Below are 25,298 nucleotides of genomic sequence, written 5' to 3' on the forward strand. Positions count from 1 at the left end.
CAAGTCATAACCGCGCCGTCGCCGGTCCCTCTCGGGGCGTCAGAGGTTCTCGCGCCACCGGTGCGTGATCGGGACGCGGCGGTCGCGACCGAAGTTGCGGCGCGACACCTTGGGTCCCGGCGGGTACTGGCGGCGCTTGTACTCCGCGCGGTCGACCAGGCCGATGACGCGCTCGACGAGCGCGGGGTCGAAGCCCTCTGCGACGACGTCGGCGGAGCCGAGGTCGCGCTCGACGTACGCGTCGAGGACCGCGTCGAGCTGGTCGTACGGCGGCAGCGAGTCCGAGTCCAGCTGGCCGGGACGCAGCTCGGCCGACGGCGCCTTGGTGATCGTCCCCTCGGGGATGGGCGGCGTCTCGCCACGCTCAGCGGCGTACGCGTTGCGCCACCGCGCCAGCTGCCACACCAGCGTCTTCGGGACGTCCTTGATCGGGGCGTAGCCACCGACCGCGTCGCCGTAGATCGTGGAGTAGCCCGTCGCGAGCTCGGACTTGTTGCCGCACGCCAGGACGAGGTGGCCGTGCTGGTTGGACAGTCCCATCCAGATCACCGCGCGGATACGGGCCTGCAGGTTCTCCTCGGCCAGGCCGTCCAGGTGCAGGGCGTCCTGGTACGCGTCGAAGATCGGCGCGATCGGGACGGTCTGCAGGGTGAGCCCGGTGCGCCTCGCCTGCTCCTCGGCGTCCGTGCGCGAGTGCTCGGTCGACCACGCGCTGGGGTTGGACACGCCGAAGACCTTGTCGGGTCCCAGGGCGTCGACGGCGATCGCGGCGACCAGGGTGGAGTCGATGCCGCCGGACATGCCGAACAGGACCGACGAGAAACCGTTCTTCCGCACGTAGTCACGCAGGCCCGTCACCAGGGCGGTGTAGATCTCCTGCTCGCGCGGCATCCGCTCGGCGTGCTCGGTCGGCAGCGGCTCGTACGCCGCGAAGGGCTCGGCGCTGATGATGGTCCGCTTGATCGTGAGCCCGCCGAAGCGCTCGTCGGCGCCCGGCATGGTCGGGGTCGCCGCGGGCAGGTCGAGGTCGACGACGAGCAGCTCGGCGTCGAACTGTCCCGACCGTGCCAGGACCGCCCCGTCCTGGTCGACCACGATCGAGTCGCCGTCGAAGACCAGCTCGTCCTGACCGCCCACCAGGTTCACGTACGCCAGGACGCACTCGCCCTCGCGGGCCCGCCGCGAGCAGAGCTCGAGACGCACGTCGTCCTTGTCGGCCTCGTAGGGAGAGCCGTTCGGGACGACGAGGAGGGCGGCCTCGGCGGCCTTCGCGGCGGCGGAGGGACCGTCGCGCCACAGGTCCTCGCAGATCGCCAGCGCGACGTCGATGCCGCCGATCTGGACGATGTTGATCTCGTGACCGGGGACGAAGTTGCGGATCTCGTCGCCGACGCCGTAGTTCCACAGGTGGTGCTTGGCCTGGCGCGTGACGATGCGGCCGCCGTGCATCACCGCGACCGAGTTCAGCGGTGCGTTCTTGGGGATGCCGAGACCCTCCGGCGCGCCCTCGGCCTGGTCGAGGAAGCCGACGACCGCCACGAGGTCGCCACATCCCTCGTCCTGCAGGCGGACGGCCAGCTCCTCGGCCGTCGCCCGCGACGCCTTGATGAGCGAGGCCCGCATCGCGAGATCCTCGATGGGATAGCCGGTCAGCATCATCTCGGGGAAGACGACGAGGTGGGCGCCCTGGGCGACGGCCTGCTTGCAGTGCTCGACGACGAGGTCGGCGTTGCCGGCGAGGTCACCCACCGTGGCGTTGGCTTGGGCGAGGGCGAGACGCAGCTGGGGCATGTCAGAACCCTAGTCCCGGATCAGGCGATGCCGTTGTCCCGCACCAGCTTGACCAGCGCCTTCGGAGCCTTGATGCCGGACAGGGCGCCCATGCGGGCACGCCCCTTGACTCCCCAGCCGGGCGTCACGTTGTACTTGCGGCCGTCCAGGACGAGCGAGACGGACTGCCCACCGGTCACCAGCATCTGCTTGGCCGTCGTGGACGACAGGGGAGCGGTGTCGATCACGTCGCCCTTGGTGCCGAGCAGCGTGATCGTGCCGTCCTGTCCCACCACGATCGAGCCGTGCTGGGCGAGCGGCTTGAGGCCCTTGCCGATCTGGCACTCGTCGAAGGTGATGTCGCCGGCCGCGTTCTCGTGGGTGGTCATGCCGAGGACCCTATGGTCACCGCGGTTCACGCCCGAATCGTCGGCCGTCCGTAACATCGCCGTAACAATCGGCGTGGGACACTGGCGCCATGGGAAAACAGGAAGACTTCGTCCTGCGTGCGCTCGAGGAGCGCGACGTCCGATTCGTGCGTCTGTGGTTCACCGACGTCCTGGGATCCCTGAAGTCGGTCGCGATCGCGCCGGCCGAGCTCGAGGGCGCGTTCGCCGAGGGCATCGGCTTCGACGGCTCGGCGATCGAGGGCTTCGCGCGCGTGCATGAGGCCGACATGCTCGCGATGCCGGACCCGTCGACGTTCCAGATCCTGCCGTGGCGCGGCGAGACGCCCGCGACGGCCCGCATGTTCTGCGACATCCTGATGCCCGACGGCACGCCGTCGTACGCCGATCCGCGCCACGTGCTGAAGCGTGCGCTGCAGAAGGCGGCCGAGGCCGGGTTCACGTTCTACACGCACCCCGAGATCGAGTTCTTCCTGTTCAAGGGCAAGCCCGACGTGGGTGATCGTCCGGTGCCCGTCGACGACAGCGGCTACTTCGACCACACCGCCCAGGGCGGCGGCCAGGACTTCCGCCGTGAGGTCATCACGATGCTCGAGAACATGGGCATCTCGGTCGAGTTCAGCCACCACGAGGGCGGCCCGGGCCAGCAGGAGATCGACCTGCGCTACGCCGACGCGCTGTCGACGGCCGACAACATCATGACGTTCCGCACGGTCGTGCGGGAGGTCGCGCTCAGCCAGGGCAAGTGGGCCTCGTTCATGCCGAAGCCGTTCACCGAGCACCCCGGCTCGGGCATGCACACGCACGTGTCGCTGTTCGAGGGCGACGAGAACGCGTTCTACGAGGCAGGTGCGGAGTACCAGCTGTCGCAGACCGGTCGCGCGTTCATCGCGGGCGTGCTGCACCACACCCCCGAGATCACGGCCGTCACGAACCAGTGGGTCAACTCCTACAAGCGTCTCGCCGGCGGGGGAGAGGCCCCCAACTACGTGTGCTGGGGCCACAACAACCGTTCGGCGCTCATCCGCGTGCCGATGTACAAGCCGCACAAGGGCAACTCCGCACGGGTCGAGAACCGGGCGATCGACTCGGCCTGCAACCCGTACCTGGCCTTCGCGCTGATCCTGGCGGCCGGGCTCAAGGGCATCGAGGAGAAGTACGAGCTGCCGCCCGAGGCCGAGGACGACGTCTGGTCGCTGTCGGAGAACGAGCGCCGCGCGATGGGCATCGCGCCGCTCCCGCGCAACCTCGACGAGGCGATCCGCACGATGGAGACCAGCGAGCTGGTCGCCGAGACGCTCGGCGAGCACGTCTTCGACTTCTTCCTGCGCAACAAGCGTGCGGAGTGGCAGGACTACCGCTCGCAGGTCACCCAGTTCGAGATCGACCGCCTCATGCCGATGGTCTGAGCGGAACTCCCGCTCAGGTCCGCTCGGCCTTCCGCAGCAGCACGGCCCGCTCCCGCTCGTTGCGGGTGAGCGCTGCCGCGGTGAGGAGCTCCTCGCGTGCCTCGTCGCGCCGACCGAGGCGGGCCAGCAGCTCCCCGCGCACGCCCGGCAGGAGCGCGGAGCCGCTCAACGCCCCGGTCGCGGCGAGCTCGTCCACGGCCGCGAGCCCCGCCGCGGGTCCGCCGGCCATCGCGACCGCGACCGCGCGGTTGAGGTCGGCGACGGGTGACGGGGCGACGTCGGCCAGGGCCTCGTAGAGCCTGACGATCCGGTCCCAGTCCGTCTCGTCGGTGGAGGGGGCGACGGCGTGGCACTCGGCGATCGCCGCCTGCAGGGCGTACGCACCCCGCCCGCGTCCGATCGCGTCCGCGCGGGCCAGCGCGGCACGTCCTCGCTGGATCTGGCCGTGGTCCCAGCGCGACCGGTCCTGGTCGGCCAGCAGGATCGGCTCACCGTCCGCGTCGATTCGTGCGGCGAACCGGGACGCCTGCAGCTCGAGCAGAGCCAGGAGGGCGTGGGCGTCGGGCTCGTCCGGGACGAGGGCGCTGACGGTGCGGGCGAGCCGGAGCGCCTCCCCGGCGAGGTCCGTGCGCATCCAGCTGGTGCCGGACGTCGCGGCGTACCCCTCGTTGAAGATCAGGTAGACCACCTGGAGGACCGACGCGAGGCGACCGCCCAGCTCCTCCCGCGGCGGCACCTCGAACGGCACCGAGGCCGCGGCGATCGTCCGCTTGGCGCGCACGACCCGTTGCTGGACGGTGCTGACCGGCACCATGAACGCCCGTGCGATCTCGTCGGTGGTCAGGCCACCGACGACACGGAGGGTGAGCGCTATCTGGGACTCGCGGGGCAGGATCGGGTGGCACGCGACGAAGACCAGGCGCAGCACGTCGTCGTCCACCGTCCCGGGGTCCCACGGCGGCTCGTGCTCGGTCGCGGCGAGACGTTGCTCCTCGGCCAGGGCGCGGGCGATGGCGGCGTGACGGTCGTCGAGACGGGCGAGTCGTCGCCGGCGGTCGATGGCCTTGCGCTTGGCGACGGTGGTCAGCCATGCCCCGGGGTTGGGCGGGACGCCGTCGCGCGGCCACTGCGCGAGCGCGTCGACGAGTGCCTCCTGCGCCAGGTCCTCCGCGAGCCCGAAGTCCCCGACCACGCGCGTCAGGGTGGCGACGATGCGGGCGGACTCGATGCGCCAGACCGCCTCGACCCGGCGGCGGGCGGCGGCTGCCGAGTCGGTCAGCCCTGGACCGGCCTGTCGGTGCCGAGCTGCTCGCGCCACTCGTACTCCTTCTGGATGTACTCGTTGTCCTGGTCGAACTCCTCGGTCTCGGTCACCCGGCGCACCTCCAGCCGCATGCCCGGCCCGAGCGGGCAGCGTTTGGCCCACTCAGCGGCCTCCTCCTTCGTGGAGGTCTGGATGATCCAGAACCCGTTGAACAGCTCCTTGGCCTCGGTGTAAGGGCCGTCCGTCACGACCGGGGGCGTGGAGTCGAAGTCGACGACGAAGCCTTCCTCGGGCGGGGCGAGCCCGTCACCGGCCAGCAGGACGCCGGCCTTGATCAACGACTCGTTGAAGGCGCCCATGGCGTTGACGACCTCGGTGAAGTCGACGTCCTCGGGCATCTCGAACCCGGCCGGCGTGCGCATGATCAGCATGTACCTCATGGCGGTGGCTCCTTGCTGTGTGGGCCGCGTCTCGACCCTCTCATCATTGCTTCGAACGGGCCACGGCCAGATCGACACGTCTGCCAGAGCTTTTTCTCCCGGCAGTGTCCACCGCCGTGGGCGCGACACCCGACAGGGCGCGTGGGCGGGTACCCTGCAGGCGTGGCAACAGACGCGCGTGACCTGGCCGTGGCACTGGCCCGCAAGGGGTTCCGCGACGGCGGAGGTGCGGTCGCGTGCCTGGAGTCCCTCGGCGACGTGCCGGACGCCCTGGTCGACCAGATCGCCTCCGTGGCGAGCCCCGACACCGCGCTGTCGTCGCTCGCCTCGATCGCGTCGCACATGGGCGCGGCCGAGCTGCTCGACCTCCTCGCGAGCGACGACGAGCTGCGACTGCGACTGCTCGTCGTGCTGGGAACCAGCGAGGCGCTCGGCGATTTCCTGACCCGCCATCCCGAGCACGTCCACGACCTGTCCGCCACGGACCTCGCCCGCCATCCCATCCCGCTGGACCTCCGGCGTCAGCAGATGGAGGAGGCGACCACCGCCGACGACCTGCGCGTGGCCTACCACCGCAAGCTGCTGCACATCGCCGCCCGTGACCTCACGGCCCTGACCACGTTCGAGGAGTCCTCGGCCGAGCTGTCCGACCTCGCGGTGGCAACCCTCGGCGCGGCGCTGCGCATCGCCCGCGAGGCCGAGCCCGATGCCGCACTCAGCCGCCTGACGATCATGGCGATGGGCAAGACCGGCGGTCACGAGCTCAACTACCTCAGCGACGTGGACGTCATCTTCGTCCACGAGCCGGTGGACGGCGCGGACGACGACGCGGCCCTCAACGCCGCCACGCGCCTGGCCGTCGCGGTCATGAAGCTGTGCCGCGAGCACACCGGCGAGGGCACGATCTGGGAGGTCGACGCCGAGCTGCGGCCCGAGGGCAAGAACGGACCCCTCGTGCGGACGCTCGCGAGCCACGTGGCGTACTACGAGAAGTGGGCCAGCACCTGGGAGTTCCAGGCACTGCTGAAGGCTCGGTTCGCCGCCGGCGACGAGGAGCTCGGCCAGGCGTACATCGACGCCCTGTCGCCCATGATCTGGTTCGCCAGCACCCGTCCCCACTTCGTCTCGGACGTCCGGGCGATGCGTCGCAGGGTCATCGACAACATCCCGGCCGCCCAGCGCAGCCGGCAGCTCAAGCTGGGAGCCGGGGGCCTGCGGGACGTCGAGTTCGCCGTGCAGCTGCTGCAGCTCGTCCACGGCCGTGCCGACGAGACCCTGCGCAGCCCCACCACGCTCAAGGCGCTCGGTGCTCTCATCGACGGCGGGTACGTGGGCCGACGGGACGGCGCAGCCATGGAGGAGGCGTACGAGTTCCTCCGCACCCTCGAGCACCGCATCCAGCTCTACAAGCTGCGCCGCAGCCACATCGTCCCCGAGGACCCGGAGGACCTGCGCCGGCTCGGCCGCAGCATGGGCTTTCGGCAGAACCCGGGCGAGGCGCTGACGAAGGAGTGGCAGGCGCACCGCCGCATCGTGCGGCGCCTGCACGAGAAGCTCTTCTACCAGCCGCTGCTCGAGGCCGTCGCGTCCTTGCCGACCGACCACCTGCGCCTCACCCCGCTGGCCGCCGAGCAGCGACTGACGGCGCTTGGCTTCGTCGACCCGAAGGGCGCGCTGGCGCACATCCAGGCACTGACGTCCGGCCTGTCGCGCCGTGCCGCGATCCAGAAGTCGCTGCTGCCGGCGATGCTGGCCTGGTTCGCCGAGTCACCCGATCCCGACGGGGGACTCCTCGCGTTCCGGAAGATCTCCGAGGGCCTCGGCGAGACGCACTGGTACCTGCGCAAGCTGCGGGACGAGGGCGAGGGGGCCGAGCAGCTCGCCCACGTCCTGTCGTCGAGCCGCTACGTCACCGACCTGATCCTGCGCGCCCCCGACTCCGTCGCCCTGCTGGGTGACGACGCGGAGCTGCGTCCGCTCGAGCGCGAGCGCCTGCGGACCGAGGTCGACCTGGCGGCCGGGCGCCACCGCGATCCGCAGAACGCGATCCGCGCGGTGCGCCGCGTCCGTCGCCGGGAGCTGTCCCGGGTCGGCATCGCCGACGTGCTCGGACGTCTGGACATCACCGAGGTCGGCGAGGCGCTGACCGACATCTCCACCGCCACCCTCGCCGGCGCGCTGACGGCGTCCACCGCGGCGGTCGAGGCCGAGCGTGGCGAGATGCCGACGCGGATGTCGATCGTCCTGATGGGACGACTCGGCGGTGGCGAGGCGGGCTACGGCTCGGACGCCGACGTCATGTTCGTCCACGACCCGTGCGAGGGCGCCGACGAGACCGAGGCCGCTTCGGCGGCGACCGCGGTCGTGCAGGGACTGCGCCGGATGCTGGCTGCTCCCGGTGACGACCCGGCGCTCGAGGTCGACGCGGAGCTGCGGCCCGAGGGCAAGAACGGCCCGCTCGTGCGGACGTTCGCGTCCTACCGGGCGTACTACGAGAAGTGGTCGTCCGTCTGGGAGGCCCAGGCGCTGCTGCGGGCCAACGCGACGGTCGGCGACGCCGATCTCAACGCCCGCTTCACCCAGCTGATCGACCCGCTCCGCTTCCCCGAGGGCGGCGCCACGGCCGACGAGGTCCGCGAGATCCGCCGGATCAAGGCGCGCGTGGACTCCGAGCGGCTGCCCCGCGGCGCGAACCCCAAGACGCACCTCAAGCTCGGCCGCGGTGGGCTGGCCGACGTCGAGTGGACGGTCCAGCTGCTGCAGATGCAGCACGCCCACGCGGTGCCGGAGCTGCGGACGACCCGGACGCTGCAGGCGCTGCACGCCGCGGTGAAGGCCGACCTGGTCAGCCACGACGACGCGATGGCGCTCGAGTCGGCCTGGCGGCTGGTCAGCCGCATCCGCAACGCCGTCGTCCTCATGCGCGGCAAGGGCGCGGAGTCGATGGTCGAGCACGCCGGCGACCGGGCCGGGGTCGCGCACCTGCTCGGCTACGGCATGGACGAGGGGGAGCGGCTCAACGACGACTACCTCCGCACGACGCGTCATGCTCGCAAGGTCGTGGAGCGCATCTTCTACGAGTGAGGGCCGCCGGCGAGTATCGTCGAAGGCCTTCGACACGGGGAGCACCACGATGCGTACGAGCGTTCGGGCGGCGATCGCCCTGGTCACCACCGGGCTGGCGGCGTCACTGCTGGCCGCACCGGCCACCGCCGCCGGAGAGGTCATCGTGCCCGGCACGCCGACCGTCACCGGCCGGGCGCAGTACGAGGGGACACTGACGGCCGTCCCCGGCACCTGGGCGCCGTCCGGCGTGGTGCTGTCGTACCAGTGGCTGCGCGACGGCACCCCGGTCGGCACCAGCTCCCCGGCGAACGTCACCCGCCGGCTGTCCAGCACGAACGACATCGGCCGGACGTACGCGGTCCGCGTGACGGCCGCCCTGACCGGCGCCGATCCGGCCTCGGCCACGAGCGCCGCGACCCGGCCGGTCGCCAAGGGCACGATCACCAACACCGTCCGACCGACCGTCACCGGCAGCTCCAAGTACGGCCGCAGGCTCACCGGCTCCCCGGGGTCCTGGTCGCGCTCGGCGTCGTACGGGTACCGGTGGCTGCGCAACGACCGGCCCATCAGTGGCGCCACGGGGCGTCACTACACGGTCGGCCCGTCGGACGTGGGTGCCAAGATCAGGTTCCGCGTCACCGCCAGGCGTGCCGGCTACTCGACCGTGACGGCGCGGTCCACGGCCAGGACCGGCAAGCACGTCCGGTCCGTCCGCAAGGTCGTGACCTACCGGGTCGCGACCCGCGGATCGATCAAGGCCAGCCTGTCCACGTTCAAGCGGCAGGCCCAGGAGACGTACGACGACCCGCGCGGCTGGCGGGCGATGGGCGTCCGGTTCAAGCGCGTGTCGAAGGGCGGGGACTTCACCCTGGTGCTGAGCCAGGCCTCGAAGGTCCCGAGCTTCTCCTCGGCGTGCAGCACGACGTACAGCTGCCGCGTCGGACGCAACGTGATCATCAACCAGACCCGGTGGCTCAAGGCGAGCCCGGCGTGGAAGGCCAGGAAGGGCTCGGTGCGCAGCTATCGCCACCTGGTCGTCAACCACGAGACCGGGCACTGGTTCGGTCGCGGGCACGCGACGTGCGGCGGCAGGGGGCAGGCGGCTCCGGTGATGCAGCAGCAGTCCAAGGGCCTGGCGGGGTGCCGGATCAACCCCTGGCCCAAGAAGTCCGAGCTGCACGCCCCACGCTACGGCTGGTGACCCGCGGCGCGGTGCTTCCGCCACCGTATGAGCCGCAGAACGGCCTGAGACGGTGGCAGAACCACCGACCCGGTGGTGGTCGCGGCTCAGCCGGCCTTCTGGGCCTGCAGGATGCTGTCACGCTCGTTGATGGTCAGCCCGCCCCACACGCCGTACGGCTCGCGCACGGTCAGCGCGTGCTCGAGGCACTGCCGGGCGACGGGGCACACGGCGCACACGGCCTTGGCCGCCGCGTCACGGGCACGGCGCCGCGGGCCACGCTCGGCGTCGGGAGAGAAGAACACCTCGGGGTCGACGCCGTTGCAGGCGCCTTCGTACTGCCACTCGTAGGTCTCCTGGATCGGCATGGGCAGACGGGAGATCGAGGCCATGGCTCAGACCTCGCTCGGATGCGTCACGCGCAGCGGGTGACGGTGCGGCGTCGGGCGCGCCGTCGACGGCGTGCCGTGGTCCTGCGTGATGCCGGGCCGACGAGAGATGGTGAGCTGCGTCATCGGGGATGCCTTCCTGCGGTTCGTGCACCGGTCGGGGGACGACCGGCGGCCTGGGTGTCCAGGCCGTGCATGATGTGTTCGGAGCAGGAGGCAGGCGCGATGGGTCAGGAACAGGCATTTTCTTGAAGTCGTTCAGAAAGCACTGAGCGAGGCTCCCCCGTGGATGGGGGAGCCTCGCTGCTCGGCTTGCTCGGGTGTCGCTTACTGGGAGGGGTCCTCGGCATCCTGCCCGGCCCGCTTGCTCGCCTCGGCGATCTCGAAGATCTCCGTGCCGAACGCCCCGACCTCGGTCGTGATCTTGCGGGCGGTCTCGAACAGGATCGCGACGACGTGCCCGGCGCTCCCGATGGCAGCCTCCGTCGACTGCTGCAGGACGTCCTTGGCGATCTCACGCCGGCTCAACGCCATCGTGGTCCCCTCCCGATCGACTAGGACACCAAGTGTGACGCACCAGCGGTCTCGAGGCGACGCGCGGCCTCTTCACGCTTGGCACGGCGCAGGGCCTTGCTCTCGGGGCTGTTGCCGATCTTGTACGGGTCGCTGGGCTTCTTGCCGAGCTTGGCGAGCTGGCGGACGACGCTGCCGAGCTGCTTGGACAGGCGGCCGGTGTTGTAGTGCAGGCCGTACTTCTCCACCAGGCGGTTGACGTCCTCGGCGACCTCGGGGTAGCGGCGGGCCGGGATGTCGGGGAACAGGTGGTGCTCGATCTGGTAGCTCAGGTTGCCGGTCATGACGTGGAAGAGCTTGCTGCCCTTGATGTTGGCCGAGCCGAGCAGCTGGCGCAGGTACCACTGGCCGCGGTTCTCGTTCTGCGCGTCCTCCTCCTTGAACGTCTCCACCTCGGCGGGGAAGTGACCGCAGAAGATGATGAGGAACGTCCACACGTTGCGGATGACGTTGGCCGCGACGTTGGCGCCCAGGATCGCGACGGGGGCCCACCAGCCGACGAACGGCACGAGGACCAGGCCGAGAGCCGGCCAGGCGATGTAGTCGCGGAAGACCTGCTTGCGGATCTTCTTGAACGCGCGCTTCTTGCGGCCCTCGAAGTCCTCCTTGGAGATCTTGCCGTGGAGGTACTGGTCGAGCTCGACACCGTGGTACATGATGCCCCACTCGAACACCATCATCAGCGCTGTCGCGAGCGGCAGGTTGAAGCGGTGGCTGGGGTACCACGGCTGGTCCTCGTCGATGCGGAACATGTTGTAGCCGATGTCCCGGTCCATGCCGTGGATGTTGGTGTACGTGTGGTGGATGTAGTTGTGGCCGTGCTTCCAGTCCTGGGCCGGCGCGATGTTGTCCCACTCGTAGCGGGCGCCGTCGATCATCGGATCGTTCATCCAGTCGTACTGGCCGTGCATGACGTTGTGGCCGATCTCCATGTTGTCGATGATCTTGGCCACGGCGAGAGAGCCGACACCGGCGACGAACGCCGGCGGGAAGAACGGCATGAAGATGCCGATGCGTCCGAGCACCTCGGCGCCCTTGTGGATGCGGATGACGCGGCGGATGTAGTCCGCGTCCTTCTGCCCGAGGTCGTCGAGCACGCGCTGGCGGACGGCGTCGAGCTCACGGCCGAACTCGTCGAGCTGCTCGTACGTCATGTACTCCAGGCCGATCGTGGCCGGCCGGTCGGACGTCGGGCTGATGAGCGACAGGGGAGCGGCGTTGTGCTTGCTCGCGCTCCGGGGCTCGATGGGCTGGCTCTTGATGAACTTGCGGGCGATGGCGGTGGTGAAGGCGGCCATGGTGATCTCCTTGGCTCAGAGGGCGACGTTGACGTCGCCGATGGGGACCTGGACACAGATCTTGATGGTCTCGTCCGTGTTGGCATTGATCTCGCCACTGACGACGTGGCGGACAGCGCCGCTGTTCTTCTTGACGGCGCACGTGTTGCAGACGCCCATCCGGCAGCCGAACTCGGGCGTGAGCCCGGCTTCCTCGGCCTGCACGAGGATCGTGGCCCCGCTGTTGGGGGCCTCGATCCCGGCGTCGTCGAACGTCAGTGCGCCGGTGGCGTCCGCGGCGTCGAGGTCGACGCTCGGGACCTTGAAGTACTCCACCTGGAGCTGATCGGCGGCGCCGAGCTCCTGGTACGTGTCGCGGACCGAGGCGATGAGGCCGGCCGGGCCGCAGGCGTACGTGAGGGTGCTCGCGGGGTCGACCCCGAGGTGCTTGAGGTGGTCGACGTGGAACCGGCCGGCGAGCTCGGCGCCGGCCTCGGGCTCACGGGTGTACACGCGGACGACGCGGAAGTCGGTCGTCGCGGCGATCTCGTCGAGCTCCTCGGTGAACATCTCGTCCTCGTGCGAGCGCGCGTAGTGCAGGAACGTGACGTCGCCGGCGTGCCGGGCGTCGCGCAGCGTGCGGAGCATCGACATGACCGGGGTCGCGCCTGATCCGCCGCTGACGAGCAGCAACGAGGACGGGACCTCGCGGGGGAGGACGAACTCGCCCTCGGCCTGCGACAGGTAGACGATCGTGCCGGGCTGGAGCTCGCGGTGCAGGAACTGGGAGACGTAGCCGTCGGGGTGGGCCTTCACCGAGACGCTGAAGGTGCCCTTCTTGGCGCTCTGGGAGCTGGAGACGGAGAAGACGCGGACGCGGCGCTTGCCGTCGACCTCGACGCCGAACTGCACGTGCTGGCCGGGGCGGAAGCCCTCCCATGCGCCGTTGGGGCGCATGACGACCGTGCTGGCGACACCCGTCTCGCGGCGCACCTCGACGACCCGGGCGCGGACGTTGCCCGCGGCGAGCATCGGGTGGATCTGCTCGAGATAGTGATCGACCGTGAAGGGGGAGGTCATGGACGCGACCGGACGCGAGGTGAGTGCCTTGCGGATGATGCCCATCCTGGACCCCTCAGCGATTGAGTGAACGTGCGTACACTCAAAGTCTGCACGAGGTCCGCGCTCGGCGCAACCGACGCGCCGAGTGACCTGTCGCACGATCGCCACACCTGTACACCGAAATCGTCGCGATACGCTGTCATCATGACCGAGCCGGCGCAGACTGCATCGCGCCAGGAGCAGAAGGAGCGCACCCGGCAGGCGATCCTCGCCTCCGCGCTCGAGCTCGCGCAGACGCAGGGCTTCGCCCAGATCAGCCTGCGGCAGGTGGCCCGGCACGCGGGCATCGTGCCCACCGCGTTCTACCGGCACTTCGAGTCGATGGACGAGCTGGGGCTCGCCCTGGTCGAGCAGTCGTTCTCCACCCTGCGCAGCATGATCCGCGAGGCGCAGCGCGATCCGGAGGTGTTCGAGAACATCATCGACGCCGCAGCGGTCGTGCTGGTCGAGACGGTCAAGCACCGCAAGGCGCACTTCGCGTTCGTGGCCCGCGAGCGGGTCGGCGGCTCCGAGGCGGTGCGTCGCGCGATCAAGCACGAGCTCGACCTGTTCGTCAGCGAGCTCGCGGTCGTGCTGGCGCGGCTGCCCAACATCGAGAACTGGTCGTCCGAGGATGTCCAGATGGTGTCGCGGCTGTTCGTCCGCAACATGGTCTCGAACGCCGAGGAGGTCGTCGAGATGCCGGACGACCGGCCCGACCTCGAGGAGAAGATCAAGGAAGGCGCCCGGCGTCAGATGCGCCTGATCGTCATCGGCTTCCGCGACTGGCAGAGCTGACCGCTCCCGGTCGGGAGCGGCCAGCGGGGTTCAGCTCAGTTCGCCTGGGCGACCTGCTGGGCGCCGAACGAGTCCTGCGCGGCCGTGGCCAGGTTGTCCAGCGCCTGGGCGAACACGTCGTCGCCGATCGAGTCCTCGAGCTGCGCCAGGAGCGTGGGCTCCGCGGTGAACTCGGCCGACCAGGTGACGTACGCGCACGCGTGTCCGGCGTCCTCGACGAGGATGGTCGCCCGGTGGTTCTTGATCGGGAACGGCGGGTCGGGCATGTGGTACGAGAGGGTCATGCCCTCGTCGTCCTTCTCCACGACGGTGACGACCAGCTCAGCCGGGGCCTCGGGCCCGTCGGCGTAGATGCGGAGCTTCGGGTGCCACTGCGAGAAGTCGCCGGCCAGGGACCAGACGACATCGGCTGGTGCGGCGACGAACGTACGACGGGAGATGCGGGGCATGAAGGTCCTCAGAACAGTGCTCGATGCTGTGTCCCCACATTGAACATCGGCGGAGGGTGTCCCGTCGCGTTCTGGACGTGAGGCATTTCTCACGCCAACGGTACGCCCGGCGGTCGTGGAGCCTCAAACGCCCATGAACGAGAGCATCTCCAGGCGAGGCTCCCAGCCGAGAGCCGTGTAGAGATCCCGTCCCTGCGCGGACGCCGCGAGGACGCCGCGGGTGGCCCCGCGGCCCATCGCCTGACGGGTCAACGTCGCCATGACGTGCCGGCCGAGGCCCCGCCGCTGGAACGCGGGTGTGGTCTCGACGCTGTCGAAGGTCGCCCACCCGTTCAGCACGCCCACGGAGCCGTGGGCGGCGACGGTGTCGGCGGACTCCAGGGAGTAGGTCATCGCGTGGTCGTCGATGTCCCACCGGAAGGTGAGGTCGTCCGCGAGCGGGGGAACGCCCTCGTCGACCAGCTCGGTCGACATCAGGGTCTCGTCGTCGCGGTCGATGCGGACGCCGGGCAGGAGGTGGGCGGTCAGGTAGGTCCCGACGTCCTCGGCGACGACGGTCAGCATCGCGCGCGGGTCGCCGGCGACGTGGCCCATCAGCTCGGTGAACGCCTCGATGCCGGGGTCGACGCAGACCAGCTCGGTCTCGCGGGTCCTCGACCCGACGTGCACGATCGGCCAGCCGTCCAGCTGTCCGGCGTGGATGCCGCGGATGTGGATCCACGTGGCGAGCCACGCGTCGATGAGCTCCGTCGTGCTGTCCGTGCGCATGTGGGGATCCTCGCACGCCGCGATTCGCTAGGATCAGGACCGGTTGTGCAGCAGCCGTGTGAGGGACATGCGCATGAGGACGACGGACGAGCACGCTGGGGAGCACGTATGACACAGGACCTGACGGTCACCATCCGCGACGAGGACCCGTACGTCGTGCTGGACGTCGTGGGCGAGATCGACATCAGCACCGCCTCCGTCCTGCGCGACGCGATGATCGAGGCCACCGACCACGGCGCCGACAAGCTCGTGTTCGACCTGAGGCAGGTCTCGTTCGTCGACTCGGTCGGTCTGGGTGTGTTCGTGCTCGCGCGCAAGAAGATGCAGCTGCGGCAGGGGAGCGTCGACATCATCGCGTCCACCCGCCGGGTGCTCGCGATCTTCAAGCTGGCCGGTCTCGAGCAGGCCTTCCGCATCCGGCCCACGCTGGAGGCGCTGTCCGCGGAGGACGATCCGGCCGAGCCGGCCTAGGTCCCGGGAAAGCAAGTGTCCCCGCGCCGTTGGTGCGGCCGGGGACGTCGAGCCCGTGCCGCTAGATAGCGCGGTCGGTGCTGCGACCAGACTAGCCGACCGGCCCTGAGACGGGCCGGCCGGTCAGGTCGTCACTCGATCGACGTCGCGTCCGGGTCGTGGTCGGCGTCGTCCTCGCTCGGGGACGAGTCGGGCGCCTCGGTGTGCGCCGGGTCGTCGGGTCCCTCGGCGGGCTCCTCGGGATGGGGTGTGGTCATGAGATCTCCTCTCGGTCCCACCCGTCGTACCCCGCGTCCGCCGCGCCAAGCCCGGAACCGCCGTCCAGGCCGACGGTCGCCGCCGGGGCCGCGCCGCACCGGCTATCGTGAAGCATGACCGTATCGAAGACGATCCCCCTCCGCGGCGGTGTCCTGGTGGCCCACGACGGATCCGTCCCTGCGGACGCAGCACTGCGCACCGCGGTGCGCGTGGCGGCCGGACTGGGCAAGCCGGTCACCGTGGCCCGTGCCTGGAGCATCAGCACGGCGCCCCGCCCCGCGTCCGCAGCCCCCGGCTACATGCCGCCGTTCGAGGACTTCGAGGCAGCGACCTTGGCGGCGCTCGAGAAGGACATCGCCCCCATCCGGGCGGAGAGCCCCGACGTCACCATCGACGCCGTCGTGGTGCACGGCAGTCCCGCCGAGAAGATCGTCGAGGCGTCGGGCTCAGCGGATCTCGTCGTGGTCGGCAGCCGTGGACGGGGCGGGTTCCCGGGCCTGCTCCTCGGATCCGTCAGTGATCAGGTCGTGCGCTACGCGAAGTGCCCCGTCCTCGTCGACAAGGCTGTCGGCGGCGGCGACGCGGAGGCCGAGCCCGAGTCCGACGCCGAGCAGATGGAGCGAGCGCTGCTCAGCGAGCTCAAGCTCGAGTGACGGGTCCCATGGTGCCGGTGTCGAGATAGCGCTGGTGCCAGGCGAGCGACTCGTCCAGCAGGTGCGGCGTGTGCCTGGCCTCGGGACGCTTCGCGCGGGCCCGGTCCAGGTAGTCCTGCAGGCCGGGACGGAACGCCGGGTCGGCGCAGCGCCCGATGATCTTGGCCGCGCGGTCGGTGGGGGACGAGCCGCGCAGGTCGGCGATGCCATGCTCGGTCACGATGACCTGCACGTCGTGCTCGGTGTGGTCGACGTGGCTGACCATCGGCACGATCGCCGAGATGGCCCCGCCCTTGGCGGTCGACGGCGTGAGGAAGAAGTTCAGGAACGCGTTGCGGGCGAAGTCGCCGCTGCCGCCGATGCCGTTCATGATCGCGCTGCCCATCACGTGGGTCGAGTTCACGTTGCCGTAGATGTCGGCCTCGAGCATGCCGTTCATCGCGATGACCCCGAGGCGGCGGACGAGCTCGGGATGGTTCGAGATCTCCTCGCTGCGCAGGAGGATCCGTCCCTTGTACGCGTCGATGTCGTCCATGAACCGCCGGACCCCCGTGTCGGAGAGCCCGAACGACGTGGCCGACGCGGCACGGAGCGTCCCGCTGTCCAGCAGGTCGAGCATGCCGTCCTGGATGACCTCGGTGAACGCGACCAGGTCGGTGAACTCGCTGTGGTCCAGACCGGCCAGCACGGCGTTGGCGACGTTGCCGACACCCGACTGGATCGGGAGCAGCTCCGGGGGCATCCGTCCCGCCGCGACCTCGTGGCGCAGGAAGTCCACGACGTGGCCCGCGATGGCCTCCGAGGTGTCGTCGCCGGCGGTGAACACGGCGTTGCGGTCGGGCCGGTCGGTCTCCACGACCGCGACCACCTTGGCGGGGTCGACCCGCAGGTACGGCTCACCGATGCGCTGCATCGGCTCGGTGAGGGGGATCGGCTGCCGCGAGGGCGGCAGCGCCGTGCCGTAGTAGATGTCGTGGAAGCCCTCGAGCTCACGGGGCTGCCAGTGGTTGACCTCGAGGATGACCCGGTCCGCCTGGTCGAGCCACGTCTTGTTGTTGCCGACCGAGCCGCTGGGCACGAGGAGCCCGCCCGGGAGGACCGCCGTGACCTCGATGACGGCGACGTCGAGGTTGCCGTAGAACCCGAACCACATGTGCTGCGCCGAGTGGCTCAGGTGGGCGTCGATGTAGTCGACCTCGCCGGCGTTGATGAGGCGCCGCATGACCGGGTCGGAGTTGTAGGGGAGCCGGCTGGAGACGCCGTGCGCCTCGGCGAGGATGCCGTCGGCGTCCGGCGCGGTCGATGCCCCGGTCCACAACCCGATGCGGAACTCCTCGCCGCGGTCGTGCGCGGCGACCATCTGGTCGTGCAGTGCCGCGGGCGTCGCCTTGGGATATCCGGCACCGGTGAAGCCGCTGAACCCGACGTTGTCCCCGTTGCGGATCTGCGCTGCGGCCGCCTCCGGGGTGGTCACGCGGGTGCTCAGGACGGGGCAGGTGATCCTCGCGGGCATGGGGACCATTGTGCGCTGCGCCCCGTCTGCGACCCGACCTCGGTCGCGCCGCGGGCCTTCTCGGGCCCAAAGTCCCTGGTAGCGCAGGCTCTGCCGGGATACGTTGGATATTCACCCGCCGCTCCGGCGCCGGGCGGCAGGCGACCCACCTACGAAGACGGCATGCCCGACTTACGCAGACGGGACGTCAGCCTCTTCTGCACCCCGGTCTCGCAAGGGACCGGGGTGCTTGGCGTCTCAGCTCGTCCGCCCGAGGGCGGCTGTCTAGTGTGGAGCGATGGAACCTCGAACCATCGCCACCAGCGTGGGCCTGCCCGTCGCCGCTGCCGCGCTCGGGTCCGTCGCGACCGCGACGGGCATCAAGAGCGCCTGGTACCGCACCCTGCGCAAGCCCGCCATCCAGCCGCCGCCGGCGGTGTTCCCGGTCGTGTGGACCGCGCTGTACGCGCAGATCGCGCTGGCCTCCGCCGACGCGCAGTCCCACATGACGCCGTCGGAGGCACGGACGTATCGCCGCAAGCTGGCGGCCAACATGGCCCTCAACGCAGGCTGGTGCTGGTCCTTCTTCCGCGGTCACCGGCTCGTGCCGTCGATCGTGGTGGCCGGCGCGCTCGCCACCAGCACGGCCGACCTCGCCCGGACCGCCGGGGGAGCGTCGAGGCGGGCCGGATGGCTGCTCGTGCCGTACACCGCCTGGAACAGCTTCGCGACGGTGCTGACCACCGCGATCTGGCGCAGGAACCGCTGAGCCGTCCCGTCAGCCGACGGCCGTGCCGAACACCCGTCCGATGGCGTACGTCAGGGCCAGCCCGGCCGCGCCGCCGAGGACGATGCGGGCCACGGCCACCCGTGTCCTGCTGCGACCCAGGTAGGAGCTGACCGTGCCGGCCAGGGCAAGCGCCAGGAGGACGACGACGACGGTCACCACCACGCGCGCGGAGCCCGGCGCGAGCAGGATCGCGAAGAGCGGCAGCAGCGCACCCAGTGTGAAGGCGACCATCGAGGCCGCGGCCGCCTGGTACGGGTTGGTCAGTGCCTGCGGGTCGATGCCCAGCTCCGCGTCGGCGTGGGCGGCCAGCGCGTCGTGCTCGGTGAGCTCCTCGGCGACCTGCCGTGCGGTCTGCTGTGACAGGCCCTTGCTGGCGTACAGCGCGGTCAGCTCGTCCAGCTCCTGCTCCGGGAGGTCCCGCAGCTCCTGGGTCTCCTGAGCGAGCTGGGAGCGCTCGCTGTCGCGTTGGCTGCTCACCGAGATGTACTCGCCAAGCCCCATGGAGACCGCGCCGGAGACGACACCGGCCAGCCCGGCCGTGAAGATCGCCCCCTTGTCGGAGGTGGCGCCCGCGACGCCGACGACGAGTCCAGCGGTGGACACGATGCCGTCGTTCGCGCCGAGGACCCCCGCCCGCAGCCAGTTCAGCCGCGAGGCCATCGCGGAGGAGTGGCGCTCTCCCGGGTGTCCGGGGTCGAGTGCGTCAGGCATCGGCACTCTCCTGGGGCCGCGGTGGACCCTCAGCCTGTCGCCGCTTCGGTGACCGGCGTAGAGGCGACCGCCCCTTGCGGACGGACCAACGTCCCGTGCGGCGGGGCTGCCCGGCGGTCAGCTGCCGCCGGCGGGAAGCTCCTCGAGCAGGACGTCGGGGTTCTCGCGGGCCGCGTTGTTGGCCCGCCACTTGTCGATGAACAGGGCCAGGTACGTGCCGTCCGTGCGCTGCAGGACCTCGCAGCCACGCGCGCCGCGCAGCTGCAGTGCGCCGTCCTCGTCGGTGCGGCGTGCCACCTGGTAGTCCAGGCGGGTGAGCCGGATCGGCGAGTTGAACTCGTGGGTCATCCGCTCTTCCACCACCTCGAACTGCAGCGGACCGACCGCGGCGAGCACCGGGCTCTGGTCGCCGCGGAGGTCGGACCGCAGGACCTGCACGACGCCCTCCTGGTCGAGCTGCTCGATGCCGCGGCGGAACTGCTTGTACCGGCCGATGTCGCGCGCGGTGGCGGTCATGAAGTGCTCGGGTGCGAAGCTCGGCACCGGGGGATAGTCGATCGGGTCGCCGTCGAACACCGTGTCGCCGACCCGCAGCGCCTGGGCGTTCACGAAGCCGATGATGTCGCCCGGCGAGGCCTGCTCGACCGCACTGGTCTCGCGGCCGAACAACGACTGGGCGTACTTCGTCGCGAAGGGCCGGCCGGTCGAGGCGTGGGTGACGACCATGCCGCGCTCGAACGTCCCGGAGACCACGCGGGCGTACGCCATGCGGTCGCGGTGGGAGCTGTTCATGCCGGACTGCACCTTGAAGACGAACGCGCTGAAGTCGTCGTCGACCTCGCGGACCGAGCCGTCGACCCCGGCGGTCGCGCTCGGGGCGGGGGCGAGGTCGAGCAGCAGGTCCAGCAGCTGGGCGACGCCGAAGTTCTGCAGCGCGGAGGCGAACATGACCGGCGTGGTCTCGCCGCCGAGGAAGCGCTCCTGGTCGTGGTCGGCCTCGTCGAGGCCGAGCAGCTCGTGCTCGTCCATGGCCGCGGACCACGCCTCGGCGTCGGCGTCCTCGACCTCGGACGCGGACATGCGCCGCTCGGGTGCCCGCGTCGCGCCTCCGGCGGTACGGGTGTACTTCACGAACTCTCCGGTGCGACGGTCCAGCACGCCGCGGAAGTCACCGGCCTCGCCGACCGGCCAGGTCAGGGGCGTCGGGCGCAGCTTGATCTGCTGCTCGATCTCGTCCATGAGCGCCAGCGGCGACAGCCCGGGACGGTCCCACTTGTTGATCACGGTGATGACCGGGATGCCGCGCAGCGCGCACACCTTGAACAGCTTGAGCGTCTGCGGCTCGAGGCCCTTGCCGGCGTCGACCAGCATCACGGCCGAGTCGACCGCGGACAGCACCCGGTAGGTGTCCTCGGAGAAGTCGCTGTGCCCGGGGGTGTCCACCAGGTTGACCACGTGGTCGCGGTAGACGAACTGGAGCGCCGCGGACGTGATCGAGATGCCGCGCGCCTTCTCCATCGCCATCCAGTCCGAGACCGTCGCGCGTCGGTCGCCCTTGCCGTGCACCGCCCCGGCTTCGGTGATGACCCGCGCGTGGAGCGCGAGCGCCTCGGTGAGGGTGGACTTGCCGGCATCGGGGTGGCTGATGACGGCAAAGGTACGGCGTGGGCGTTTGTCGGGCACCTAGTGAATTTACCGGTGTCAGTGCAATGCCGCGGACGCCGGGTCCGTGCTCAGCACCCGGATCGCGAGCGACGTGGTCGTCTCGACGCCCAGGTAGCCCACGACGGTGTGGACGCGGTGCGGGTCCAGCGGGAGCAGTCCGGGGGTGCCGGGGACGTCGGGGGTGATGCCGAGGTCGAGGTCCTCGCGTCCCGACATGAGCCGCACGTTGAAGTCGTAGCGCTCGCGGGCCTCGGGCGTCATGAGCCGGCGGACCACCGTGGCGCCCATCCGTCGGGCACCGGTCTCGGCCGCCCAGGAGTCGAGGGTCGCTGCGACGACACGTCCGTCGTTCTGGTCGATGTCCGCCCAGACGGCCCGCATGGGCCCCACCTGGGTGAGGAGGATCGCCGCGGTCTTCTCACCGATGCCGGTGACCCCGGGCAGGTTGTCGCTGGCGTCACCGCGCAGGGCGGCGAAGTCGAGGTAGTGCTCGGCCTCGACGCCGTACATCGCGACGAGCCGCGCGGGGTTGAGCAGCGGCGACCCGCTGATGCCGCCGTTGATCAGGCGGAGCACCTGGGTGTGGTCGCTGATGTGCGCGAACGCGTCCCGGTCCGAGGTGATGATGACGCAGCTCCAGTCGTGCGAGCGGGCCCAGGCGGCGGCCGAGGCGCTGACGTCGTCCGCCTCGAGGCCGGGGGGAGTGAGGGTGGCGAGGCCGAGGGCGTCGAGCAGCCGGCCCGCGCGATCGAGCTGGTCGACGAGTGCCGCGTCCTTCTCGGCCCGTCCGGCCTTGTAGTCGGGGTAGAAGTCCCGGCGAACCGAGGCGGCCCGGTCGTCGAGGCCGAAGATCACCGCGTCGGGTGCGAATCCGTCGATCGCCTCGAGGATCTGGCACAGCATCCCGTTGAGCGCCCAGGCCGGTCGTCCCGAGCGGTCCGTGATCTGCGTGTGCGCCCGTGCGTGGTGGTTGCGGTGCAGCAGCGACGGGGCGTCGACCACGAGGAGCAGCTTGCGAGGACGGGCGGGGGAGTCAGTCATGGGAGTGCTGGCCATCGTACGGCGCCGGGACATTGGGCCCTTCTGGACGGTCGCCGGTGCGGATGGGATGGCACCAGCCCCGGGAGGAGCCCTTGCCGTCGTCACGCCCGTTCTGGCACCTGTCCGAGTCGGAGGTGCTCGACGCCCTGGGGACGACACCCGATGGACTCACGGGGGAGCAGGCGTCCGCAGCGCTGGATGAGCAGGACGCCGGGTCGACGGCCCCGGACGAGCCGCCCGCGTGGCGGCTCCTGCTCCGCCAGTTCGTGAGCCCGATCGAGCTGATCCTGGTGGCGGCGACCGTCCTGTCCGGGATCCTCGGTGACTGGACCGACGCCCTGATCATCCTGCTGATCCTCGCCCTGTCCGGCGTGCTGGGCTTCGTGCAGGAACGCAGTGCCGGCCAGGCGATGAAGGCGCTGCTGGAAGCGGTCGAGGTGACCGCCCAGGTGGTGAGGGACGGCGAGCCGACGGACGTCCCGATGGACGAGGTCGTCCCGGGGGACGTGGCGCTGCTGACCGCCGGTGACCTGGTGCCCGGGGACTGCCTGGTGCTGGGCTCGCGCGAGCTCAGCGTGGACGAGTCGGCACTGACGGGGGAGACCTTCCCCGTCGAGAAGCGGCCGGGCGTCGTTCCCGCAGCAGCTCCTGTGGCCGAGCGCACGAACGCGGTCTTCCAGGGCACGCACGTCGCCAGTGGCAGCGCGAAGGTCGTCGTCGTCCACACCGGCGCCGCGACGGAGATCGCCGCGGTCTCCGCGCGGCTGGGTGCCGCCACTCCGCGCACGGGCTTCGAGCAGGGGATGACGGCGTTCGGTGTCCTCCTCGCGCGGGTCATGCTGGTCTTCACGGTCGTGATCCTGCTGCTCAATGTCGCGCTGGAGCGCAGCGTGCTGGACTCGGTGCTGTTCGCGCTGGCCCTTGCGGTCGGCGTGACCCCGCAGCTGCTGCCCGCGATCGTCAGCATCAGCCTCGCCCAGGGGGCGCGGGCGATGGCCAGGGAGCGTGTCATCGTCCGCCGTCTTGACGTGATCGAGGACTTCGGGGCGATGCGGGTGCTGTGCTCGGACAAGACCGGCACCATGACGCAGGGCCGGATCGAGCTCGGGGCAGCGTTGTCGTGCGACGGTGCCGAGAGCCGGACGGTCGCGGACCTGGCCGCGCTGAACGCCGGGCTGCAACGCGGCTGGAAGAACCCCATCGACCAGGCGATCATCCGGGCGCACCCCGTCGCCGACGACGTCGAGGCACTCGACGAGCTGCCCTACGACTTCCAGCGCAAGCGCCTGAGCGTGCTGACACGTCGAGCCGACGGCGAGGTGCCCCTCCTGGTGACCAAGGGGGCGTTGGCCAACGTGATGGAGGTCTGCACCGAGGTATGGACGCCGGCGGGCCCCGTCCCGATCGCCTCGGTCGGTGACGAGATCCAGAAGACCTTCGCCGCCCTGAGCGCGGGTGGCTTCCGGGTGCTCGGGGTGGCCACGCGGCCGGTGCGGGGCCAGCACGTGGAGCTCGCCGACGAGGCGCAGATGCAGCTCGTCGGCCTGCTGACCTTCGCCGATCCGGTCAAGCCCGACGCGCCGGCCACGGTGGCGAGCCTCGTCGCCGCGGGCATCTCGGTGCGGATGGTCACGGGCGACAACCACCTCGTCGCCGCCCACGTCGCCCGAGCCGTGGGACTTGACGCGGCCCGGGTCTGGACCGGCACCCACGTCGACGGGCTGGACGACGCGGCCCTGGCCGCCGCGGTCCCCGCGGCCCACGTGTTCAGCGAGATGAACCCCCTGCAGAAGGAGCGGGTGGTGCGCGCGTTCCGGTCGGCCGGTGACGTCGTCGGGTACCTGGGCGACGGCATCAACGACGCACCGTCGCTGCATGCCGCCGACGTGGGGATCAGCGTCGACAGCGCCGTCCCCGTGGCGAAGCAGTCCGCCGCGATCGTCCTGCTCGACAAGGACCTGAAGGTCCTGCTCAAGGGGGTCCGGCAGGGGCGTCAGACGTTCGCCAACACCATGAAGTACATCTTCATGACGACGAGCGCGAACTTCGGGAACGTGCTCAGCATGGCGTTCGCTGCCGTCGCGCTGCCCTTCCTGCCGCTGCTCGCGAGCCAGATCCTGCTCGTGAACCTGCTGACCGACCTGCCGGCCGCATCGATCGCCACCGACCGGGTGGACGCACAGCAGGTGAGGCGCCCCCAGGGCTGGGACACGCGGCTGATCGGCCGCTACATGCTGGTGTTCGGCTCGCTCAGCACGGTGTTCGACCTGACCACGTTCGCCGTCCTGCGATGGCACTTCGACGCGGGCGCCACCGAGTTCCGCAGCGCGTGGTTCGTCGGCTCGGTGCTCACCGAGGTCGGCGTCCTCTTCGTGCTGCGCACCCGGCAGCCCGCCGTCCGGAGCCGGCCGAGCAGGTGGCTCGTGATCATCTCGATCGTGGTCGCCGCGGTCGCGGTGGCGACGCCCTACTCGGCCGTGGCGGACTCGCTCGGGATGGTGGCGGTCCCGGCGGACGTCCTGGCCCTGGTCGTCCTCATCACCCTCGGCTACCTCGTGGCGACCGAGCTGGTGAAGAGGATCTTCTGGCGGGAACGCCAGGACGCCGGCCGCGGGTAGTCGTCCGGTTCGCTACCAGGGCAGCTCGCCGGTCTCGTCCTGCAGCGTGCCGGTCGGTCCGTCCGCGCCGATCGTGGCCAGCCCGACGACGATCTTGGCGCTCTCCTCGACGGGACGTCCGCCGCCCATCGACGCGGTCAGGTCGGTGTCGGTGTAGCCGGGCTCCACCGCGTTGAACTTGATGCCGGGCTCGAGCTTGGCGTACTGGACGGTGAGCATGGTGGCCGCAGACTTGGACGCCGCGTAGAGCGAGGCCTGCACGCCGAACTCCACCCGGTCGGGGTTGGTGACGGCCCAGAACGAGCCCATGCTGCTGGAGATGGTGAGGACGACGGCCTGCTGCTCGGACCTGCGCAGCAGGGGCAGCGCGGCCTCGGTGACCCGCACGATCCCGACGGCGTTGGTGTCGAACACCTGGAGAGCTCCGGGCCCGTCGACGTTCGTCATGTCGCCGGTGATGCCGGCGTTGTTCACGAGCACGTCCAGGTGCCCCTCGTCGGCGTCGATCGTCGCGAGCGCCGCAGCGACCGACGCGTCGTCCGTCACGTCGAGCTGCACGAATCGCGCCCCGAGGTCGGCCGCGGCCTTCTCCCCGCGCGTGGTGTCGCGAGCCCCCACGTAGACGGTGTGGCCCAGCTCGACCAGCTGCTTCGCGGTCTCGAACCCGATGCCCTTGTTGGCCCCGGTGATCAGCGTGACGGTCATGTG

24 protein-coding genes are annotated in these 25,298 nt (G+C 70.5%); 8 read left to right on the plus strand and 16 right to left on the minus strand.

Translation table 11 applies throughout. The annotated features are described in order from the left end of the window. Window positions 1-39 precede the first annotated feature (39 nt). Both C3E78_RS06520 and C3E78_RS06525 read right to left on the minus strand, forming a co-directional pair. Complete coding sequence (locus C3E78_RS06520) at window positions 40-1,791, minus strand: NAD+ synthase (protein ID WP_108577526.1); 1,752 nt, start codon at window positions 1,789-1,791, stop codon at window positions 40-42. A gap of 20 nt (window positions 1,792-1,811) precedes the next feature. After that, complete coding sequence (locus C3E78_RS06525; protein ID WP_108577527.1) at window positions 1,812-2,159, minus strand: hypothetical protein; 348 nt, start codon at window positions 2,157-2,159, stop codon at window positions 1,812-1,814. 89 nt (window positions 2,160-2,248) lie between these two features. Here C3E78_RS06525 and glnA point away from each other — a divergent pair, with 89 nt between their 5' ends. Beyond that, entirely contained in the window at window positions 2,249-3,586 is a 1,338-nt protein-coding gene (gene glnA, locus C3E78_RS06530) for a type I glutamate--ammonia ligase (RefSeq protein ID WP_108577528.1), read from the plus strand. A 13-nt stretch (window positions 3,587-3,599) separates the two neighbouring features. On the opposite strand, the gene C3E78_RS06535 is transcribed toward glnA, so the two are convergent. Together C3E78_RS06535 and C3E78_RS06540 are read right to left on the minus strand one after the other, a co-directional pair. Further along, entirely contained in the window at window positions 3,600-4,904 is a 1,305-nt protein-coding gene (locus C3E78_RS06535) for an RNA polymerase sigma factor (RefSeq protein WP_235833702.1), read from the minus strand. Continuing rightward, on the minus strand, window positions 4,862-5,290 hold the full coding sequence (locus tag C3E78_RS06540) for a YciI family protein (RefSeq protein ID WP_108577529.1): 429 nt from the start codon (window positions 5,288-5,290) through the stop codon (window positions 4,862-4,864). Before C3E78_RS06540 ends, C3E78_RS06535 begins: the two co-directional genes overlap by 43 nt. 162 nt (window positions 5,291-5,452) lie before the next feature. On the opposite strand from C3E78_RS06540, the gene C3E78_RS06545 reads away from it, so the two are divergent. Both C3E78_RS06545 and C3E78_RS06550 read left to right on the plus strand, forming a co-directional pair. Beyond that, entirely contained in the window at window positions 5,453-8,374 is a 2,922-nt protein-coding gene (locus tag C3E78_RS06545; protein WP_108577530.1) for a bifunctional [glutamine synthetase] adenylyltransferase/[glutamine synthetase]-adenylyl-L-tyrosine phosphorylase, read from the plus strand. A gap of 49 nt (window positions 8,375-8,423) precedes the next feature. Beyond that, window positions 8,424-9,557 (plus strand): DUF3152 domain-containing protein, encoded by a 1,134-nt coding sequence (locus C3E78_RS06550; protein WP_135804858.1) that lies wholly within the window; start codon window positions 8,424-8,426, stop codon window positions 9,555-9,557. A gap of 86 nt (window positions 9,558-9,643) precedes the next feature. Here the strand turns inward: C3E78_RS06550 and C3E78_RS06555 are convergent, their stop codons facing one another. The 4 genes from C3E78_RS06555 to C3E78_RS06570 all read right to left on the minus strand — a co-directional run bounded on the left by C3E78_RS06555 (window position 9,644) and on the right by C3E78_RS06570 (window position 12,900). Continuing rightward, window positions 9,644-9,928 carry a WhiB family transcriptional regulator gene (locus C3E78_RS06555; RefSeq protein WP_108577532.1) on the minus strand — a complete coding sequence of 95 codons (285 nt, stop codon included), beginning with the start codon at window positions 9,926-9,928 and terminating at the stop codon, window positions 9,644-9,646. Between the two features lie 324 nt (window positions 9,929-10,252). Continuing rightward, a complete protein-coding gene (locus C3E78_RS06560) occupies window positions 10,253-10,459 on the minus strand; it encodes a hypothetical protein (RefSeq protein WP_108577533.1) in 207 nt (68 codons plus the stop codon). A gap of 20 nt (window positions 10,460-10,479) precedes the next feature. Further along, entirely contained in the window at window positions 10,480-11,796 is a 1,317-nt protein-coding gene (locus C3E78_RS06565; protein WP_108577534.1) for a fatty acid desaturase family protein, read from the minus strand. Between the two features lie 15 nt (window positions 11,797-11,811). Next, window positions 11,812-12,900 (minus strand): ferredoxin reductase, encoded by a 1,089-nt coding sequence (locus tag C3E78_RS06570; protein WP_108577535.1) that lies wholly within the window; start codon window positions 12,898-12,900, stop codon window positions 11,812-11,814. A 141-nt stretch (window positions 12,901-13,041) separates the two neighbouring features. On the opposite strand from C3E78_RS06570, the gene C3E78_RS06575 reads away from it, so the two are divergent. Then, window positions 13,042-13,674: a TetR family transcriptional regulator gene (locus tag C3E78_RS06575; protein ID WP_108577536.1), complete on the plus strand. Its 633-nt coding sequence runs from the start codon at window positions 13,042-13,044 to the stop codon at window positions 13,672-13,674. A 35-nt stretch (window positions 13,675-13,709) separates the two neighbouring features. Here the strand turns inward: C3E78_RS06575 and C3E78_RS06580 are convergent, their stop codons facing one another. Further along, on the minus strand, window positions 13,710-14,123 hold the full coding sequence (locus C3E78_RS06580) for an SRPBCC family protein (RefSeq protein WP_108577537.1): 414 nt from the start codon (window positions 14,121-14,123) through the stop codon (window positions 13,710-13,712). Between the two features lie 123 nt (window positions 14,124-14,246). Beyond that, a complete protein-coding gene (locus tag C3E78_RS06585) occupies window positions 14,247-14,891 on the minus strand; it encodes a GNAT family N-acetyltransferase (RefSeq protein ID WP_108577538.1) in 645 nt (214 codons plus the stop codon). Between the two features lie 108 nt (window positions 14,892-14,999). On the opposite strand from C3E78_RS06585, the gene C3E78_RS06590 reads away from it, so the two are divergent. Then, the gene (locus tag C3E78_RS06590; RefSeq protein ID WP_108577539.1) at window positions 15,000-15,362 is read left to right on the plus strand and encodes an STAS domain-containing protein; all 363 of its coding nucleotides are present in this window, start codon (window positions 15,000-15,002) and stop codon (window positions 15,360-15,362) included. A gap of 131 nt (window positions 15,363-15,493) precedes the next feature. Here the strand turns inward: C3E78_RS06590 and C3E78_RS18710 are convergent, their stop codons facing one another. Continuing rightward, complete coding sequence (locus tag C3E78_RS18710; RefSeq protein ID WP_268916160.1) at window positions 15,494-15,619, minus strand: hypothetical protein; 126 nt, start codon at window positions 15,617-15,619, stop codon at window positions 15,494-15,496. Between the two features lie 114 nt (window positions 15,620-15,733). Here C3E78_RS18710 and C3E78_RS06595 point away from each other — a divergent pair, with 114 nt between their 5' ends. Then, window positions 15,734-16,273 (plus strand): universal stress protein, encoded by a 540-nt coding sequence (locus C3E78_RS06595; protein WP_108577540.1) that lies wholly within the window; start codon window positions 15,734-15,736, stop codon window positions 16,271-16,273. On the opposite strand, the gene C3E78_RS06600 is transcribed toward C3E78_RS06595, so the two are convergent. Continuing rightward, complete coding sequence (locus C3E78_RS06600) at window positions 16,260-17,786, minus strand: acetyl-CoA hydrolase/transferase family protein (protein WP_108580789.1); 1,527 nt, start codon at window positions 17,784-17,786, stop codon at window positions 16,260-16,262. The two genes, C3E78_RS06595 and C3E78_RS06600, sit on opposite strands and share 14 nt — an antisense overlap. 277 nt (window positions 17,787-18,063) lie before the next feature. On the opposite strand from C3E78_RS06600, the gene C3E78_RS06605 reads away from it, so the two are divergent. Further along, window positions 18,064-18,534, plus strand: a complete 471-nt coding sequence (locus C3E78_RS06605) for a TspO/MBR family protein (protein ID WP_108577541.1) — start codon at window positions 18,064-18,066, stop codon at window positions 18,532-18,534. A gap of 9 nt (window positions 18,535-18,543) precedes the next feature. On the opposite strand, the gene C3E78_RS06610 is transcribed toward C3E78_RS06605, so the two are convergent. The 3 genes from C3E78_RS06610 to C3E78_RS06620 form a co-directional block, all read right to left on the minus strand. Further along, complete coding sequence (locus tag C3E78_RS06610; protein WP_108577542.1) at window positions 18,544-19,266, minus strand: VIT1/CCC1 transporter family protein; 723 nt, start codon at window positions 19,264-19,266, stop codon at window positions 18,544-18,546. 117 nt (window positions 19,267-19,383) lie between these two features. Then, complete coding sequence (locus tag C3E78_RS06615; RefSeq protein ID WP_108577543.1) at window positions 19,384-20,949, minus strand: peptide chain release factor 3; 1,566 nt, start codon at window positions 20,947-20,949, stop codon at window positions 19,384-19,386. A gap of 18 nt (window positions 20,950-20,967) precedes the next feature. Further along, window positions 20,968-21,972 carry a 5'-3' exonuclease gene (locus tag C3E78_RS06620; RefSeq protein ID WP_108577544.1) on the minus strand — a complete coding sequence of 335 codons (1,005 nt, stop codon included), beginning with the start codon at window positions 21,970-21,972 and terminating at the stop codon, window positions 20,968-20,970. A gap of 92 nt (window positions 21,973-22,064) precedes the next feature. Here C3E78_RS06620 and mgtA point away from each other — a divergent pair, with 92 nt between their 5' ends. Further along, window positions 22,065-24,590, plus strand: coding sequence for a magnesium-translocating P-type ATPase (gene mgtA, locus C3E78_RS06625; protein ID WP_199906949.1), 2,526 nt, complete (start codon window positions 22,065-22,067; stop codon window positions 24,588-24,590). Window positions 24,591-24,602: 12 nt separating this feature from the next. Here the strand turns inward: mgtA and C3E78_RS06630 are convergent, their stop codons facing one another. Then, window positions 24,603-25,295: an SDR family NAD(P)-dependent oxidoreductase gene (locus C3E78_RS06630; RefSeq protein WP_108577546.1), complete on the minus strand. Its 693-nt coding sequence runs from the start codon at window positions 25,293-25,295 to the stop codon at window positions 24,603-24,605. Between the last annotated feature and the right edge of the window lie 3 nt (window positions 25,296-25,298).

This window comes from Aeromicrobium chenweiae (assembly GCF_003065605.1).
GTDB classification, from domain to species: Bacteria; Actinomycetota; Actinomycetes; order Propionibacteriales; family Nocardioidaceae; genus Aeromicrobium; species Aeromicrobium chenweiae.